This window comes from Halopseudomonas salina (assembly GCF_014637955.1).
GTDB classification, from domain to species: Bacteria; Pseudomonadota; Gammaproteobacteria; order Pseudomonadales; family Pseudomonadaceae; genus Halopseudomonas; species Halopseudomonas salina.
The window spans coordinates 172,943-187,108 of record NZ_BMFF01000003.1; the positions used below are offsets into that span (position 1 = coordinate 172,943).

Here is a 14,166-nt window from a genome sequence, read left to right on the forward strand (position 1 = left end):
CTCAGAATCCCTGCAGCTCTGCCCACTCGTCTTCGGTCATCATCTTTTCCAGATCGACCAGGATGAGCAATTCATTGTTCTTGTTGCATACGCCCTGGATGAACTTGGCAGACTCATCGGTACCCACGTTCGGTGCCGTCTCGATCTCCGACTGACGGAGATAGACCACCTCGGCAACACTGTCGACCAGAATACCGACTACCTGCTTGTCAGCCTCGATGATCACGATGCGAGTATTGTCGGTGATTGGCGCCGGTGTCAGACCGAAGCGCTGGCGGGTATCGATAACCGTGACCACGTTACCGCGCAGGTTGATGATGCCCAGCACGTAGGACGGCGCGCCGGGAACCGGGGCGATCTCGGTGTGGCGCAGTACTTCCTGCACCTGCATCACGTTTATGCCATAGCTCTCGTTATCCAGGCGGAAGGTAACCCATTGCAGGATCGGATCTTCAGCGCCCTGTGCGGTATTGTTTTGCATTGTCTCGGTTCCCGATCTTCGTATAAGCCAATTCCGCTGGATGGCAGCGGAATGCCGGTTTGCTACATAAGGTCAATCATACTCCATGGCAGCGCTATACCAATGCCCTGCCGGAGGTGTCCTTGCGTTTATCGTGTTCGCCCTGCCCGGTGGCAATCATCTCGGCCAGCGCCGCCACGTCTAGCAGTGCGCACATCTGATCAATCACCGTGCCAGCCAACCAGGGACGCTTGCCTTGCTGTGAGCGCCACTTGACCTGATCAGGGGTCAGCTTGATCGATCTGCTGACGCCATGCACGGCAAGCCCCCAGTCATAGCCCTGCACCGAGATAACAAAGCGCAGCCCTTCCTGCAGGGCATCTGTGTAGCGCTCGGGCATGACCCACCGCGCAGTATCCAGCACCTTGAGGTTGCCTGTTACCGTGGGCAGTATGCCCAGAAACCAGTCGGGCTGACCGAATAACGGTGTAATTTCGCTATCCAGCGCATGAATGGTGCCAAGCGAGACCAGTGGTACGGCCAGGGTCAGACCAGCCACATCAAATAACAATGCCTCGAATTCCTGCTCCCGCCACACTGGTTTGGATGCCTGTACTGGCTCAGGGGCAGCAGCGGCTGCCTCTGCAGCGACCGGAGTCTGGCGCTGCTCCAGTGTCGGGGGCGTATCCTGATGCCCCAATCGAGGCTGTCCCAGCATACGTTCGGCTATGCGTGACTTTTCCTGCACGGCGGGTACAGGATCGACCTGACCGGCATTGCCGTGTGGGGCCGCAACCGGTGGCGCAATGACGGGCTCATCCTGCTGAACCTCCACCGCCGCCGTTTCGGCCAGCAGCAGCTCACTGGATGCATCCTGCAGCAACGCATCCAGATAGCTCTGGATTGTCTGCTGGGGAATGTATTGCTCGACGGGTAAGGGTTTATTCATAGATAGCTTGTCTTGTCACGACGCTTTGGCATGCCAAAAAAGCAGCCCTGTATTCTTGTATCGGCCATGCCCGGCCAAGCATGAGCGTTGATTGTAGCGTGCGCAGCGAACGTGCGTAGCAAGGTCCGTAGCAAGCGGGCGTCGCATTCAGGCAACCTTGTTGCGACGGGGTAATGATTGCGCAAGCAGATAGCGCAGCAACGCCCGATAGGCCAGAACGCCACGGGCGGAATTATCCAGGCGTGAAGGCACCAGGCCAGCCAGACTCGCATCTCGCAATTTGGTGTCGATCGGAATATAGGCCTGCCAGAGATGGTCGGCGTAATCATGCCGCAAGGCCCGCAGGGTGCTAAGGGACGCCTGGGTACGGCGGTCAAACAGGGTTGGCACAATGGTGAAGGGTAGCGCCTGCTTGCGCGAACGATTGACCATATCCAGGGTATGCACCATGCGTTCGAGCCCCTTGAGGGCAAGAAACTCGGTCTGCACCGGGATCACCAGCTGCTCGCAGGCAGCCAGGGCGTTGATCATGGACACACCGAGCAGCGGTGGGCTGTCGATCAATACAAACTCGTAGTCGTCCCATAGCTGAGTGAGCGCGCGGGACAGAACCAGTCCATACCCCCCCTGCATGGCAGATTGCCGTTCCAGTGTGGCCAGTGAGGTACTGGAGGGCATGAGTTTGATGTTTTCATGGGAAGTGTCGAGCAACAGCGCTGCAGCCAGTCCTTGAGGCACCTGCCCCTTGTGCTGGAACAGGTTGAAAACGCTGCTGGTCAAGCTGTCCGGATCATGGCCGAAGTAGCTGGTCATCGAACCATGGGGGTCCAGATCGACCACGAGCACACGCTGTCCCTGATCGGCCAGCAAACCGGCCAGGGCTACGACGGTGGTCGTTTTGCCCACCCCGCCCTTCTGATTGGATACAGCCCAGACTTTCATGCCCTTCCTCCGACAACAGATTGACGCGACACGCGTACCGACACACTCACAAACCTACAAAGCAGGAGTCGTGCCAGATGCACTGCCCGCACCGGGCGCAGCGCCGGATTCAATGCGCGCTTCACGCATTGAGTCCACTTCAGTTGCTGCATTTCCGGCAAATGCCTCGTGGCGTTTATCGGTGAAACGCGAGACCAGCAAGACCACCCGCCGGTTGGCTCTGCGTCCGGCAGCCGTTGTGTTGTCTGCTACCGGGCGATATTGACCATAACCCACGGCTGCCAATCGACCTGCATCAACCCCGCCGTTGTCGAGCATCCGCACCACACTGGCCGCACGCGCGGCAGAGAGTTCCCAATTGGTTGGATACGCCCGCGAGCGCATCGGGATATTATCGGTAAAGCCCTCTACATGAATCGGATTCTCATAGGGCGCCAGGATTTTGGCAATACGTTCAATCAGCGGGAAGGCGGCGTCCAGGGGTAATGCATCCCCACTGGGGAACAACAATCCGGAATTCAACTCTATCTCGATCCACAGCTCGTTGCCGCGGACTTCGAGGTCACCTGCACTGATCATATCGCCAAAGGCCGAGCGCATGGCGTCGGCAATGCTTTCAAGGGCATCGGCGCCTTCGCCCTGGCCGTCATTGCCAGCCGTACCCGGCTGCTCGCTGGTGTCGATACCCCGCGGAACGTTGTTGCCGACCTGGATCGGGTCGATGGTGCGCTGGGGTTGATTGAATGCACCGACCAGTGTGTCGGACAGGACTTTGTATTTGCCTTCGTTGACCGATGAAATGGAATACATGACAACAAAAAAGGCGAACAGCAAGGTAATGAAGTCGGCGTAGGACACCAGCCAGCGTTCGTGATTTTCGTGCTCTTCCTGTCGTCTGCGACGCATGCTGGACCCCTGCGGTTAATCGAGGAAGCCTTCCAGCTTCATCCCGATGGAGCGCGGATTTTCGCCTTCGGCGATCGACAGCAAGCCTTCAACCAGCATTTCCCGGTAGCGCGACTGTTGCAATACGACTGACTTGAGCTTATTGGCCACCGGCAGCAGGAACAGGTTGGCCAGGGCAACACCATAGATGGTCGCCACAAAGGCAACGGCGATACCGGTACCCAGCATGGATGGGTCCGCAAGGTTGCCCATCACGTGGATCAGGCCCATGACCGCACCGATAATACCGATAGTGGGAGAATAGCCGCCCATGCTTTCGTACACCTTGGCGGCCATCAGGTCATGATTTTCCCGGGTCAGCAGGTCAACCTCGAGAATACTGCGCAAGGCTTCCGGCTCGCTGCCATCAACCAGCAGCTGCAGGCCCTTGCGGGCGAATACGTCACGTTCGATCTCGGCGATCTGCTCAAGACCCAGCAGACCTTCCTTGCGCGCGATGGTGCTCCACTCGATCACCTGATTGATGCCTTCCTGCAGGCGGTTGCCTGGGGGCACGAAGATCCAGCGGGAAATGACCAGCGCCCGCTTGAAGACCTTCAGCGGGGTCTGGATGAACGCGGCACCCAGGGTGCCGCCAAAGACAATCAGCGCGGCCGGACCATTGAGCAGGGCGCCAACATGCCCCCCCTCGAGATAGTTGCCCCCGAGTATCGCAACGAAGGCAAGAATCACACCGATGATGCTGAGGATATCCATTAGCTGAGCTCTGCCAGATGGCGGCCGATGTCATCGAGGCTGTAGATCCCGTCAGCCAGATTGGCCTTGGCGATGGCCATGGGCATGCCGTAGATCACGCAACTGGCCTCGTCCTGAGCCCATACGTCACTGCCTGCCTGTTTGAGCATCCGCGCGCCCTCACGGCCATCCGCGCCCATGCCGGTGAGTACCACCGCGAGCACCTTGTCGCGAAACGTCTTGGCCGCAGAACCGAAGGTCACATCCACGCAGGGTCTGAAGTTCAACCGCTCATCTCCGGGAAGTATACGCACCACCCCGCGGCCATCCAGCATCATCTGCTTGCCGCCGGGGGCAAGCAGGGCCACGCCAGGCTTCAAGGTGTCACCATCTTCGGCCTCCTTGACGCTGATACGGCAGAGTTTGTCCAGCCGCTCGGCAAAGGCCTTGGTAAAGGCTGCCGGCATATGCTGGATGAGGAGCAAGGGTGAGGGGAAGTTGGCCGGCAGTTGAGTCAATACTTTCTGCAACGCCACCGGGCCGCCAGTGGAAGTGCCGATCGCCACCAGTTGGTAATGCTTTTTGCGCGGCGGCGGGCTATTACGTATAGGTGTGGGTGCGGGCCGTGGTGTTGCCGGCTCAGCGGGACGCAACCCGGGCCGGGCGGAGGTAGCGCCTGTAGAGGGAGCCGGAGCCGGGGTGGCGAGGGAGGCCGACGCTGAGGTGGAGCCCGATCCGCCAAGACCCAGTGAGCGCCGGTTGGTGCGGGCCAGGGTATGTACCCGCTCGCAGAGCAACTGCCGGACCTTGTCCGGATTGCGCGAGATATCTTCGAAATTCTTTGGCAGGTAATCTGCGGCGCCGGCATCCAGAGCGTCGAGACTGATCCGCGCGCCCTCATAGGTCAGCGACGAGAACATCAGAACCGCGGTGGGACAGCGCTGCATGATTTCGCGCACGGCCGTTATGCCATCCATCACCGGCATCTCGTAATCCATGGTGATCACGTCTGGACGCAATGCAAGGGTCTGGTCCACGGCTTCGCGCCCGTTGGATGCGGTGCCGACTACCTTGATCTGCGGGTCGCCCGCCAGGATTTCCGTCACCCTGCGACGGAAAAACCCGGAGTCGTCCACCACCAGCACCTTGACTACCATAGGCTATCTGCTCTCCTGAAACCTGAAGGGCACACTGCCGGACGGCAGCGTGCCTGTATCCATTTAATGCGCGACCATGCCGACTAACTGCGGCGCGCGTAACGCTTGAGCAGGCTGGGGATATCCAGAATCAGCGCAATACGACCGTCACCGGTAATGGTCGCGCCGGACATGCCGGCAGTGCCCTGCAGCATGCGTCCCAGCGGCTTGATCACCACTTCTTCCTGACCGACCAGTTGATCGACCACGAAGCCGACACGCTGCGTACCCACCGAGACGATAACCACGCTGGCGGCGGAACGGTCTGAAGTATCCTCGACACCCGGCATCAGCCAGCGCTTGAGAAAGAACAGCGGCAGGGCCTTGTCACGGACGATGATGACCTCCTGTCCGTCCACCACGTTGGTGCGCGACAGGTCCAGATTATAGATCTCGTTCACGCTGACCAGCGGCAGAGCAAAGGCCTGATCGTTCAGCATCACCATCAGGGTCGGCATGATCGCCAGGGTCAGGGGCACCTTGATCGCAATCACCGTACCCTGGCCCTTGGTGGAAGTGATGCCAATGGTGCCGTTGAGCTGGGAGATCTTGGTCTTGACCACATCCATACCGACACCGCGGCCGGATACGTCGGAAATTTCGGTCTTGGTCGAGAAACCGGGTGCCAGAATCAGATCGAAGCATTCGCTCTGGGTCAGACGATCGGCAACCTCCTTGTCCATCATGCCCTTCTCGACTGCCTTGGCGCGCAACACTTCGGCGTCCATACCACGGCCATCGTCGGTAATCGTCAGCAGGATGTGATCGCCTTCCTGTTCGGCGGCCAGCACTACCTTGCCGGTACGCGGCTTGCCCGCGGCTTCCCGTTCGGCGGGCAGCTCGATACCGTGGTCGACCGAGTTGCGCACCAGGTGCACCAGGGGGTCGGCCAGAGCCTCGACCAGATTCTTGTCCAGATCGGTCTCTTCACCGATCATGTCCAGGTTGATTTCCTTTTTCAGGCTACGCGCCAGATCCCGGACCACGCGTGGGAAGCGGCCAAACACCTTCTTGATCGGCTGCATCCGCGTCTTCATTACCGACGACTGCAGATCAGCGGTAACCACATCAAGATTGCCGACTGCCTTGTTGAGCTCCTCATCGCCGCTGCTCACGCCCAGGCGCACCAGGCGGTTACGCACCAGCACCAGCTCGCCGACCATATTCATGATCTCATCAAGACGGGCGGTATCGACCCTCACCGTGGTTTCGACGGCGGGGTTATCGGAGGCAGCCCCGGCCTTGTCCTTGGGTACCGGCGGGATAGAAGGTGGTGTTGGCGGTGCAGTGTCGGTGGCGGCCGCTGATACGGGACTGGCCGCCTTCGCAACGGGCTTGGCTGCTTTTTTTGCGTCAGCCGCCGGTTTGGCGGGAGCAGAAGCCGGCTGCGGGTCAATCACTGTCGGCGGTTTACCATTCCCATGCAACTGGTCAAGCAGCGCTTCGAATTCGTCATCGGTTATGTGATCTGACGCTTCGGGCTCCGGTGCGGATGTGGCAGCGGGACTGGAGGCGGCCGCAAGACCCGGGGCTGCACCCTTGCCATGGAGTTCATCCAGCAGCGCTTCAAATTCGTCGTCGTTGATTTCGTCACTCGTCGGTGCGGGTGCAGACGGCGGCGCGGCGGCAACGGCGGCGGTGGCGGCTGTTGTTGCGCCTTTGCCATGCAACTGATCGAGCAGCGCTTCGAATTCGTCATCGGTGATTTCGTCACCCGTGCCGGAAGCCGGAATGGCTGCGACTGCGTCAGTCTGTGCAACGGCACCGGATGGCTGTGCATCTGCGGACGGACCATGCAGCGCATCGAGCAACTGCTCAAACTCATCGTCGGTAATATCGCCCTCGGCTACTGTCGCTTCCGGCGCCTGGACGGCCTGCGGTTCAGGTGTCGCCGGACTGGCTTCGGTGGGCAGTGGGTCGCTTGCGGGCTCGTCAGCAGCTGGCGTTGCCAGTCGTGCAAGGGCCTCGAGCAGGGCTGGATCGGCGGGCGTTGGCGGGGTGCGCTCGCGCACTTCGTCAAACATGGTGTTGACGCTGTCCAATGCCTGGAGGACGACGTCCATCAGCTCGGAATCAACCTTTCGCTCGCCCTTGCGCAGGATATCGAAGACGTTCTCGGCGATGTGACAGCAGCCTACCAGCGCGTCGAGCTGAAGAAATCCGGCGCCACCCTTGACGGTATGAAAGCCGCGGAAGATAGCATTGAGCAAGTTGGTATCGTCGGGACGATTTTCCAGCTCGATAAGCTGTTCGGACAACAATTCCAGAATCTCTCCGGCCTCAACCAGAAAGTCCTGGAGGATCTCTTCATCCGCATCAAAGCTCATGCATCCACTCCCGGGTAGCGCTTGTTATTAGAAGCCCAGGCTGGACAGAAGGTCATCGACTTCATCCTGCCCTGAGACAACATCTTCTCTTTTATCGGCATGAATCTGCGGACCTTCACCCTTGGGTGACACTTTTTTTGCTTCGGGGGTGGCTTTCTGATGCTCTATGCCGGCAAAACGATCCACCTGACCGGCCATGCGTACCAGATCCAGCAAGCTTTCCTCGACGTCATGCACCAGAGTAATCACCCGCTTGATCACCTGACCGGTGAGGTCCTGATAATCCTGAGCCATGACAATCTCATTCAACTGACCGCTGACCTGGGTGGCTGAGCTTTCGGTTTTCTCCAGAAAGTCACCCATGCGCTTGTACAGGTCGCGGAATTCGCCGGCGGCCATTTCGCGTCGCTGCAGACGTTCCCAGTCGGTGCGCAGTGCAGCGGCTTCCTGGCCCAGATTGGCAACGATAGGCGCACTGGCGTCAACCAGATCCATGGTGCGGTTGGCCGCCTTGTCGGTGAGTGTCACGACATAGTCCAACCGATCCGAGGCATCCGAGATACGCGTGGCTTCAACATCATCACCCAGCGCCTGGCTGGTATCGAGCTGAAAGTTGACGATGGCGTTGTGCAGCGCACGCGTCAGCAGCCCCACTTCATGATAGAGACCGCGGTCGCGTGCCTGATTGATCGCGTGAATGACCAGTATGGCTTCGCCGAACTGCCCTTTCTCCAAGAGATCGACCAACTGCCGCGCATTGTCCTTCAGGGAATGTTCGTATTCCTGAGCGGTAGCCTGGCCGGTGTCCTTACTTAACGCCATAACCTGTACCCCGGTTGTTATTTAGCCTGAACGCGCTCGAAGATCTTCTCGATCTTTTCCTTGAGTGCCTGAGCGGTAAACGGCTTGACAACGTAACCGTTCACACCGGCCTGGGCGGCCTCGATGATCTGATCGCGTTTGGCTTCAGCGGTAACCATCAACACCGGGAGATGCTTGAGGCGTTCGTCAGCTCGTACTGCACGTAGCAGATCGATGCCGCTCATGCCGGGCATGTTCCAGTCGGTAACCAGAAAGTCAAAATTACCGCTTTGCAGCATTGGCAGCGCGGAGGTGCCATCATCGGCTTCCGCCGTGTTGGTGAACCCCAGGTCGCGCAACAAATTCTTGATGATGCGCCTCATCGTTGAAAAATCATCAACGATGAGAATTTTCATATTCTTGTCCAAGTCGACCTCCGTACACACCAGGAAGAGTGCGTTGTCACACTCCGTTAAGCTACTGGCCAAACAAGCCTTTCACGTTTTATTGACGCCAGTGTAACCGGAGTGGCCCAATCGTGCTGCCTCCGCTGACATTAGTTCGTCTTCGTACCTGTTACTGCCAGGCGATATTCTCGTTCTGTGGGCATTGTCCGGATGTTGACCACAAAATCAATCATTTCGCCATCCGCCCAGCCTGGCGCGCAGCCGCGCTGCGCACTGACTGTGTAACTGACTGACGCGCGACTCACTGACACCAAGCACTGCGCCTATTTCCTTGAGGTTCAGCTCTTCGTCGTAATATAGCGACAGCAGCAGACGCTCACGCTCGGGCAGGGTGTCAATTGCTTCCACCAGAGCCTGGCGAAAACGCTGGTCCTCCAGCCCGCCAAAGGGCTCTTCGTCGCCGTGTGCGTCGGCCCGGGTTCCGGATTCGAGCAGGTCATCGAAGCTGAACAGCTTGCTGCCGGCTGTATCATTGAGGATCGAATAATATTCCTCAAGACTCATTTCCAGCTCTGCAGCTATCTCCTGATCCTTGGCATCACGTCCCAGCCGCGACTCGACGGCGCGCACTGCATCACTGACCATGCGAGTATTGCGGTGTACCGAACGTGGCGCCCAGTCACCCTTGCGTACCTCATCGAGCATGGCCCCACGAATACGGATACCGGCATAGGTCTCGAAGCTGGCGCCCTTGGAATTGTCAAACTTGCGAGAGGCTTCGAGCAAGCCGATCATGCCGGCCTGTATAAGATCATCAACCTGGACGCTGGCCGGCAGGCGGCCCAGCAGATGGTAGGCAATACGCTTGACCAGAGGAGCGAACTGTTCGACCAGACGATCCTGGGAACCCGCGGAACCCTGTGCGCGTGTATACATGCTCACCCCACCTGCCGTTAAGGTCATAGGCCTGTTCCGGTCTGTTGCACCAGGCGCTCGACAAAAAATTCAAGGTGGCCGCGTGGATTGGCCGGTAATGGCCAGGCGTTCACCTTCTGTGCGATCCCGCGGATCGCCAGCGATGCCTTGCTACGCGGGAAAGCATCATATACCGCGCGCTGTTTCTGCACCGCCTTGCGTACGTTTTCATCGTAGGGTACCGCGCCAACATACTGCAGGGCCACATCCAGAAACCGATCGGTGACCTTGGTCAGCTTGCTGAACACCAGACGACCTTCCTGGGGAGTGTGAACCATGTTGGCCAACACGCGAAAGCGCGTCATGCCGTGGTCACGATTAAGCAGTTTGATCAGCGCATAGGCGTCGGTAATCGAGGTGGGCTCATCGCAGACAACCACCAGAACTTCCTGGGAGGCGCGTACGAAGCTCACAACCGAATCGCCGATTCCGGCGGCGGTGTCGACAATCAGCACATCGATATTGTCACCGATTTCACTGAACGCCTGAATCAGACCCGCATGCTGCTGGGGATTGAGGTTGACCATGCTGGCAGCGCCGGAAGCGGCTGGAACGATGCGGATCCCCCCGGGGCCGTTGAGCAGCACATCGCGCAGCTCGCAGGTTCCTTCCAGCACGTCAGCCAGCGTCGCCTTGGCCTTGAGTCCGAGCAGAACGTCGACGTTGGCCAGACCAAGGTCAGCATCAAGCAGGACGACACGCCGCCCCAAATCGGCAAGTGCGAGGCCGAGATTGACTGACACGTTGGTCTTGCCTATGCCGCCCTTGCCGCCGGTGACCGCAATAACCTGAACCGGATGTTTGCTGCCCATCTGCGTTGATTACCTTCTTATAAGTTCGGTTAGCTTGCCCGCTGGGTGTGTAGTATACCGGCAAACACATCTGCCATGGCCTGATCTGCCGGCGCCTCGTTGCCCGCCAGACTGACCGCGCGGCTGACCAGCTGATGCCCCACTGCCTTGGCAATATCATCCGGTATGCGCTGGCCATCTGCCAGATAGGCTACCGGTAAACCCTGTTGCATGGCCAGACCCAATGCTTCTCCGAGAGTGGCTGCCTCGTCGACCTTGGTCAACACGCAACCGCTGAGGCCACAGACCTTGTAGGTGTGATAAGCAGCCTTGAGCACCTGATACTGACTGGTTGCTGCCAGCACCAGCAACTTGCTGACACGATGGCCCAGTGCCGCCAGTTGATTGAGCTGGCCGTGAAGATGCGGGTCCTGGGCCTGAAGGCCGGCGCTGTCGACCAGCACCAGGCGCTTGCCGGAGAATTCCTGAAGCACATCGGCCAGGCTGTTTTGCTCGTCAACCACGCGCACCGGCACATTGAGAATACGCCCAAGGGTACGCAATTGCTCGTGGGCACCAATGCGATAGGTATCCATGGTGACCAGAGCCACATGCTGGCTGCCATGCTTGAGCACATAGCGTGCGGCAAGCTTGCCCAGGGTGGTGGTCTTGCCGGCGCCGGTGGGACCGACCAATGCAACAATGCCGCCCTGATCAACCAGCTCTTCGCGCATGACCGGGATGCTGTGGGCCAGGTGCGCCAGCAGCATCCGCCAGGCCTGGCGCGTATTGGTTTCGTTAGCTACCAGTTGCAGCAGCTTCTGGCTCAATTCGGCTGGCAGGCCCAGTTGGGTAAGACGCCGCCAGAGGCTGGCCTGTTGTGGGCGCTGCTGATTGACCTGACCCCAGGCCATGCTACCCAACTGCGCTTCGAGCATTTCGCGCAGACCGGCAATTTCATCGCGCATGGCGCTCAGGCCGGAGCTGCTTTCGGGTTCGGAGTGAGTCTGCTGCCGAGTGGGTGCTGCCTGGGCGCGGGGCGCCTCGGGGACCGGGTCGGCGATTTCGTTATTCAGTCTGTCGAGCAGCTCGCGGGCAACAGGCGAGCCATCGCGCACTGCCTGGCGCATGGTCTCGCCAAACAACTGCCGATTGACGCTGGGCTGCTCGGTCGAACGGTCGCCGGCCTCAAGCTGAGCCCGGGCGCTGACGATGCGCTCCTGGGTTTTCTTGAGCTCCTGGCTCAGGCCTGGGGTGGGCGGAGTCAGGCGTGGCGCTTCGTAGTCCACCGCGGCGGTCAGTTCCACGCCGCCAACAACCCGGCGGTTGCCGATAATCGAGGCGTCGGCACCCAGCTCCTCGCGGACCAGCTTCATCGCCTGGCGCATATCGGCAGCAAAGAACCTTTTTACTTTCATGGCTGACCCACCCTTCTATTCGTATGTATTAGCTTTGGCCGACCGTAGCAACGATGGTGACCTGCTTGCTGTCCGGTATTTCCTGGTAGGACAGCACATGGGCTCCGGGGGCTGCGTAGCGAACAAACTTGGCCATCATGCCGCGAACCGGTCCCGCTACCAGCAATATCGCCGGCTTGCCCTGCACTTCCTGCCGCTGTACCGCATCGGCCAGTGAACGCTGAAGCTTCTCGGCCATGCCCGGTTCGAGCATGATGCCGTCGTCACCCCCCTGACCGGCCTTCTGTAGACTCTGTAGCAATATCTGTTCCAACCTTGGCTCCAGAGTGATCACAGGTAGCTCCGAGTCAAGCCCTACAATGCTTTGTACGATGGAGCGAGCCAGCGCCACGCGAACAACCGCAATCAGTGCGCCAGGATCTTGACTCTTGCCAGGCTGGTTGGCGATAGCCTCGGCGATGGTGCGAATGTCCCGGACCGGCACCTGCTCCTGCAGCAGGCCCTGCAGAACCTTGAGCAGCCCTGACAGGGAAATGATGCCAGGCACCAGCTCCTCTGCCAGCTTGGGGGAAGCCTTGGCCAGCACCTGCAGCAACTGCTGAACCTCCTCATGACCAAGCAGTTCGTGGGCATGCTTGTGCAGTATCTGATTGAGGTGGGTGGCCACCACGGTGCTGGCGTCCACCACGGTATAACCCAGTGATTGCGCCTGATCCTTCTGCATCGGCTCGATCCAGACTGCATCCAGACCAAACGCCGGATCCTTGCCGGCCAGGCCCTTGATCTCGCCAAAAACCTGACCCGGGTTGATGGCCAGCTCGCGGTCGGGGTACACCTCGGCCTCCGCCACACCCACGCCCATCAGTGTGACGCGATAGGAATTGGGCGACAGATCCAGGTTGTCGCGAATATGCACAGAGGGCATCAGAAAGCCCATGTCCTGGGAGAGCTTCTTGCGCACACCCTTGATTCGCGCCAGCAGCTGGCCCCCCTGGTTGCGATCAACCAGGGGAATCAGGCGGTAACCGACTTCCAGGCCGACCATATCTACCGGAGTGACGTCGTCCCAGCCCAGCTCACGGGTTTCAGGGCGAGCCAGAGCGGGCACTTCCGCTTCCTGGCGCTGCACTTCTTCCGCCTCGACCAGCTTCAAACGCTGGCGGTTGGCGATGTAATACGCAGCGCCGGCGGCCAGGGCACCGAGACTCAGGAAGGAGAAGTGCGGCATGCCGGGAATCAGACCCATGACGATCATGATCGCCGCCGCAATCGCCAGTGCCTTCGGCGAGGCAAACATCTGACGGTTGACCTGCGCGCCCATGTCTTCGGAGGTGGAAACGCGGGTCACCATAATTGCTGCAGCAGTGGACAGCAACAGCGACGGTATCTGCGCCACCAGACCGTCACCAATGGTCAACAGCACGTAGATACGTCCGGCGTCAGCGAAGCTCAAGTCGTGCTGGGCGATGCCGATTGCCAGACCACCAATGACGTTGATGAACAGAATCAGCAGACCGGCGACCGCGTCACCGCGAACAAACTTGCTGGCACCGTCCATGGAGCCGTAGAAGTCTGCCTCCTGGGCCACTTCCTGGCGACGTAGCTTGGCCTGTTCCTGATCGATAATGCCGGCATTGAGGTCGGCATCAATGGCCATCTGCTTGCCGGGCATGGCATCCAGGGTGAATCGCGCACTGACTTCGGAGATTCGTCCGGCGCCCTTGGTTACCACGACGAAGTTGATGATCATGAGGATCGCGAAGACCACCAGACCGACCACATAGTTGCCGCCGATCACCACCTCACCAAAGGCCTGGATAACCTTGCCCGCGGCATCTCCACCCTCATGACCGTAGAGCAGCACCACCCGCGTGGAGGCCACGTTCAGCGCCAGGCGTAGCAAGGTCGCCACCAGCAGGATGGTCGGGAACACAGCGAAGTCCAGGGGCCGCAGGGCGTAGGCACAGACCAGCAGCACCACTAGCGCAAGCGCGATATTGAAGGTAAAGAGCACGTCGAGCAGAAATGGCGGTACTGGCAGCATCATCATGCCGAGCATGACCAGCAACAGAATCGGCACGCCCAGGCTGCCGTGGCGCAGCCCCGCCAGGTTACTGCGCATGTTCCCCATTACTTCTGTGCGATTCACTGCCATGCGTTCGACATTCCCGATCAAATATTTGACGCCAGATACGGCCTGGCATGACCCTACGCAAGTTCCGTTCCAGTCTGCGATTTTTTGTCACAGAATCACACATA

13 protein-coding genes are annotated in these 14,166 nt (G+C 59.5%); all 13 read right to left on the minus strand.

What is annotated here, in order from left to right:
* Position 1: 1 nt before the first annotated feature.
* The 13 genes from IEV54_RS08175 to flhA all read right to left on the minus strand — a co-directional run bounded on the left by IEV54_RS08175 (position 2) and on the right by flhA (position 14,038).
* Positions 2 to 481, minus strand: coding sequence for a chemotaxis protein CheW (locus tag IEV54_RS08175; RefSeq protein WP_150278617.1), 480 nt, complete (start codon positions 479 to 481; stop codon positions 2 to 4).
* A gap of 94 nt (positions 482 to 575) precedes the next feature.
* A complete protein-coding gene (locus tag IEV54_RS08180) occupies positions 576 to 1,409 on the minus strand; it encodes a CheW domain-containing protein (RefSeq protein ID WP_150278618.1) in 834 nt (277 codons plus the stop codon).
* Positions 1,410 to 1,556: 147 nt separating this feature from the next.
* The gene (locus IEV54_RS08185) at positions 1,557 to 2,351 is read right to left on the minus strand and encodes a ParA family protein (RefSeq protein ID WP_150278619.1); all 795 of its coding nucleotides are present in this window, start codon (positions 2,349 to 2,351) and stop codon (positions 1,557 to 1,559) included.
* 54 nt (positions 2,352 to 2,405) lie between these two features.
* Positions 2,406 to 3,257, minus strand: a complete 852-nt coding sequence (gene motD / locus IEV54_RS08190) for a flagellar motor protein MotD (RefSeq protein WP_150278620.1) — start codon at positions 3,255 to 3,257, stop codon at positions 2,406 to 2,408.
* Between the two features lie 15 nt (positions 3,258 to 3,272).
* Positions 3,273 to 4,013 (minus strand): flagellar motor protein, encoded by a 741-nt coding sequence (locus tag IEV54_RS08195; protein ID WP_150278621.1) that lies wholly within the window; start codon positions 4,011 to 4,013, stop codon positions 3,273 to 3,275.
* Positions 4,013 to 5,149: a protein-glutamate methylesterase/protein-glutamine glutaminase gene (locus tag IEV54_RS08200; protein WP_150278622.1), complete on the minus strand. Its 1,137-nt coding sequence runs from the start codon at positions 5,147 to 5,149 to the stop codon at positions 4,013 to 4,015. The genes IEV54_RS08195 and IEV54_RS08200 overlap by 1 nt, the downstream gene beginning before the upstream one ends.
* Before the next feature lie 83 nt (positions 5,150 to 5,232).
* The gene (locus IEV54_RS08205; RefSeq protein ID WP_150278623.1) at positions 5,233 to 7,515 is read right to left on the minus strand and encodes a chemotaxis protein CheA; all 2,283 of its coding nucleotides are present in this window, start codon (positions 7,513 to 7,515) and stop codon (positions 5,233 to 5,235) included.
* 27 nt (positions 7,516 to 7,542) lie between these two features.
* Positions 7,543 to 8,337 (minus strand): protein phosphatase CheZ, encoded by a 795-nt coding sequence (locus IEV54_RS08210; protein ID WP_150278624.1) that lies wholly within the window; start codon positions 8,335 to 8,337, stop codon positions 7,543 to 7,545.
* 17 nt (positions 8,338 to 8,354) lie between these two features.
* Positions 8,355 to 8,732 (minus strand): chemotaxis response regulator CheY, encoded by a 378-nt coding sequence (locus IEV54_RS08215; RefSeq protein ID WP_150278625.1) that lies wholly within the window; start codon positions 8,730 to 8,732, stop codon positions 8,355 to 8,357.
* A 216-nt stretch (positions 8,733 to 8,948) separates the two neighbouring features.
* Positions 8,949 to 9,686 carry an RNA polymerase sigma factor FliA gene (locus IEV54_RS08220; protein ID WP_150278626.1) on the minus strand — a complete coding sequence of 246 codons (738 nt, stop codon included), beginning with the start codon at positions 9,684 to 9,686 and terminating at the stop codon, positions 8,949 to 8,951.
* Positions 9,683 to 10,510 carry a flagellar synthesis regulator FleN gene (gene fleN, locus IEV54_RS08225; RefSeq protein ID WP_150278627.1) on the minus strand — a complete coding sequence of 276 codons (828 nt, stop codon included), beginning with the start codon at positions 10,508 to 10,510 and terminating at the stop codon, positions 9,683 to 9,685. Before fleN ends, IEV54_RS08220 begins: the two co-directional genes overlap by 4 nt.
* Before the next feature lie 29 nt (positions 10,511 to 10,539).
* Positions 10,540 to 11,907 (minus strand): flagellar biosynthesis GTPase FlhF, encoded by a 1,368-nt coding sequence (gene flhF / locus IEV54_RS08230; RefSeq protein ID WP_150278628.1) that lies wholly within the window; start codon positions 11,905 to 11,907, stop codon positions 10,540 to 10,542.
* A 28-nt stretch (positions 11,908 to 11,935) separates the two neighbouring features.
* Positions 11,936 to 14,038, minus strand: a complete 2,103-nt coding sequence (gene flhA / locus IEV54_RS08235; protein WP_373286438.1) for a flagellar biosynthesis protein FlhA — start codon at positions 14,036 to 14,038, stop codon at positions 11,936 to 11,938.
* Between the last annotated feature and the right edge of the window lie 128 nt (positions 14,039 to 14,166).

Bases quoted from the DNA above. Each gene is read 5' to 3' on its own strand.
- motD (WP_150278620.1), bottom strand. From the start codon at position 3,257: ATGCGTCGCAGACGACAGGAAGAGCACGAAAATCACGAACGCTGGCTG.
- IEV54_RS08195 (WP_150278621.1), bottom strand. From the start codon at position 4,013: ATGGATATCCTCAGCATCATCGGTGTGATTCTTGCCTTCGTTGCGATA.
- IEV54_RS08215 (WP_150278625.1), bottom strand. From the start codon at position 8,732: ATGAAAATTCTCATCGTTGATGATTTTTCAACGATGAGGCGCATCATC.
- IEV54_RS08220 (WP_150278626.1), bottom strand. From the start codon at position 9,686: ATGACCTTAACGGCAGGTGGGGTGAGCATGTATACACGCGCACAGGGT.
- flhF (WP_150278628.1), bottom strand. From the start codon at position 11,907: ATGAAAGTAAAAAGGTTCTTTGCTGCCGATATGCGCCAGGCGATGAAG.
- IEV54_RS08180 (WP_150278618.1), bottom strand. From the start codon at position 1,409: ATGAATAAACCCTTACCCGTCGAGCAATACATTCCCCAGCAGACAATC.
- fleN (WP_150278627.1), bottom strand. From the start codon at position 10,510: ATGGGCAGCAAACATCCGGTTCAGGTTATTGCGGTCACCGGCGGCAAG.
- IEV54_RS08205 (WP_150278623.1), bottom strand. From the start codon at position 7,515: ATGAGCTTTGATGCGGATGAAGAGATCCTCCAGGACTTTCTGGTTGAG.
- IEV54_RS08200 (WP_150278622.1), bottom strand. From the start codon at position 5,149: ATGGTAGTCAAGGTGCTGGTGGTGGACGACTCCGGGTTTTTCCGTCGC.
- IEV54_RS08175 (WP_150278617.1), bottom strand. From the start codon at position 481: ATGCAAAACAATACCGCACAGGGCGCTGAAGATCCGATCCTGCAATGG.
- IEV54_RS08185 (WP_150278619.1), bottom strand. From the start codon at position 2,351: ATGAAAGTCTGGGCTGTATCCAATCAGAAGGGCGGGGTGGGCAAAACG.
- IEV54_RS08210 (WP_150278624.1), bottom strand. From the start codon at position 8,337: ATGGCGTTAAGTAAGGACACCGGCCAGGCTACCGCTCAGGAATACGAA.
- flhA (WP_373286438.1), bottom strand. From the start codon at position 14,038: ATGGGGAACATGCGCAGTAACCTGGCGGGGCTGCGCCACGGCAGCCTG.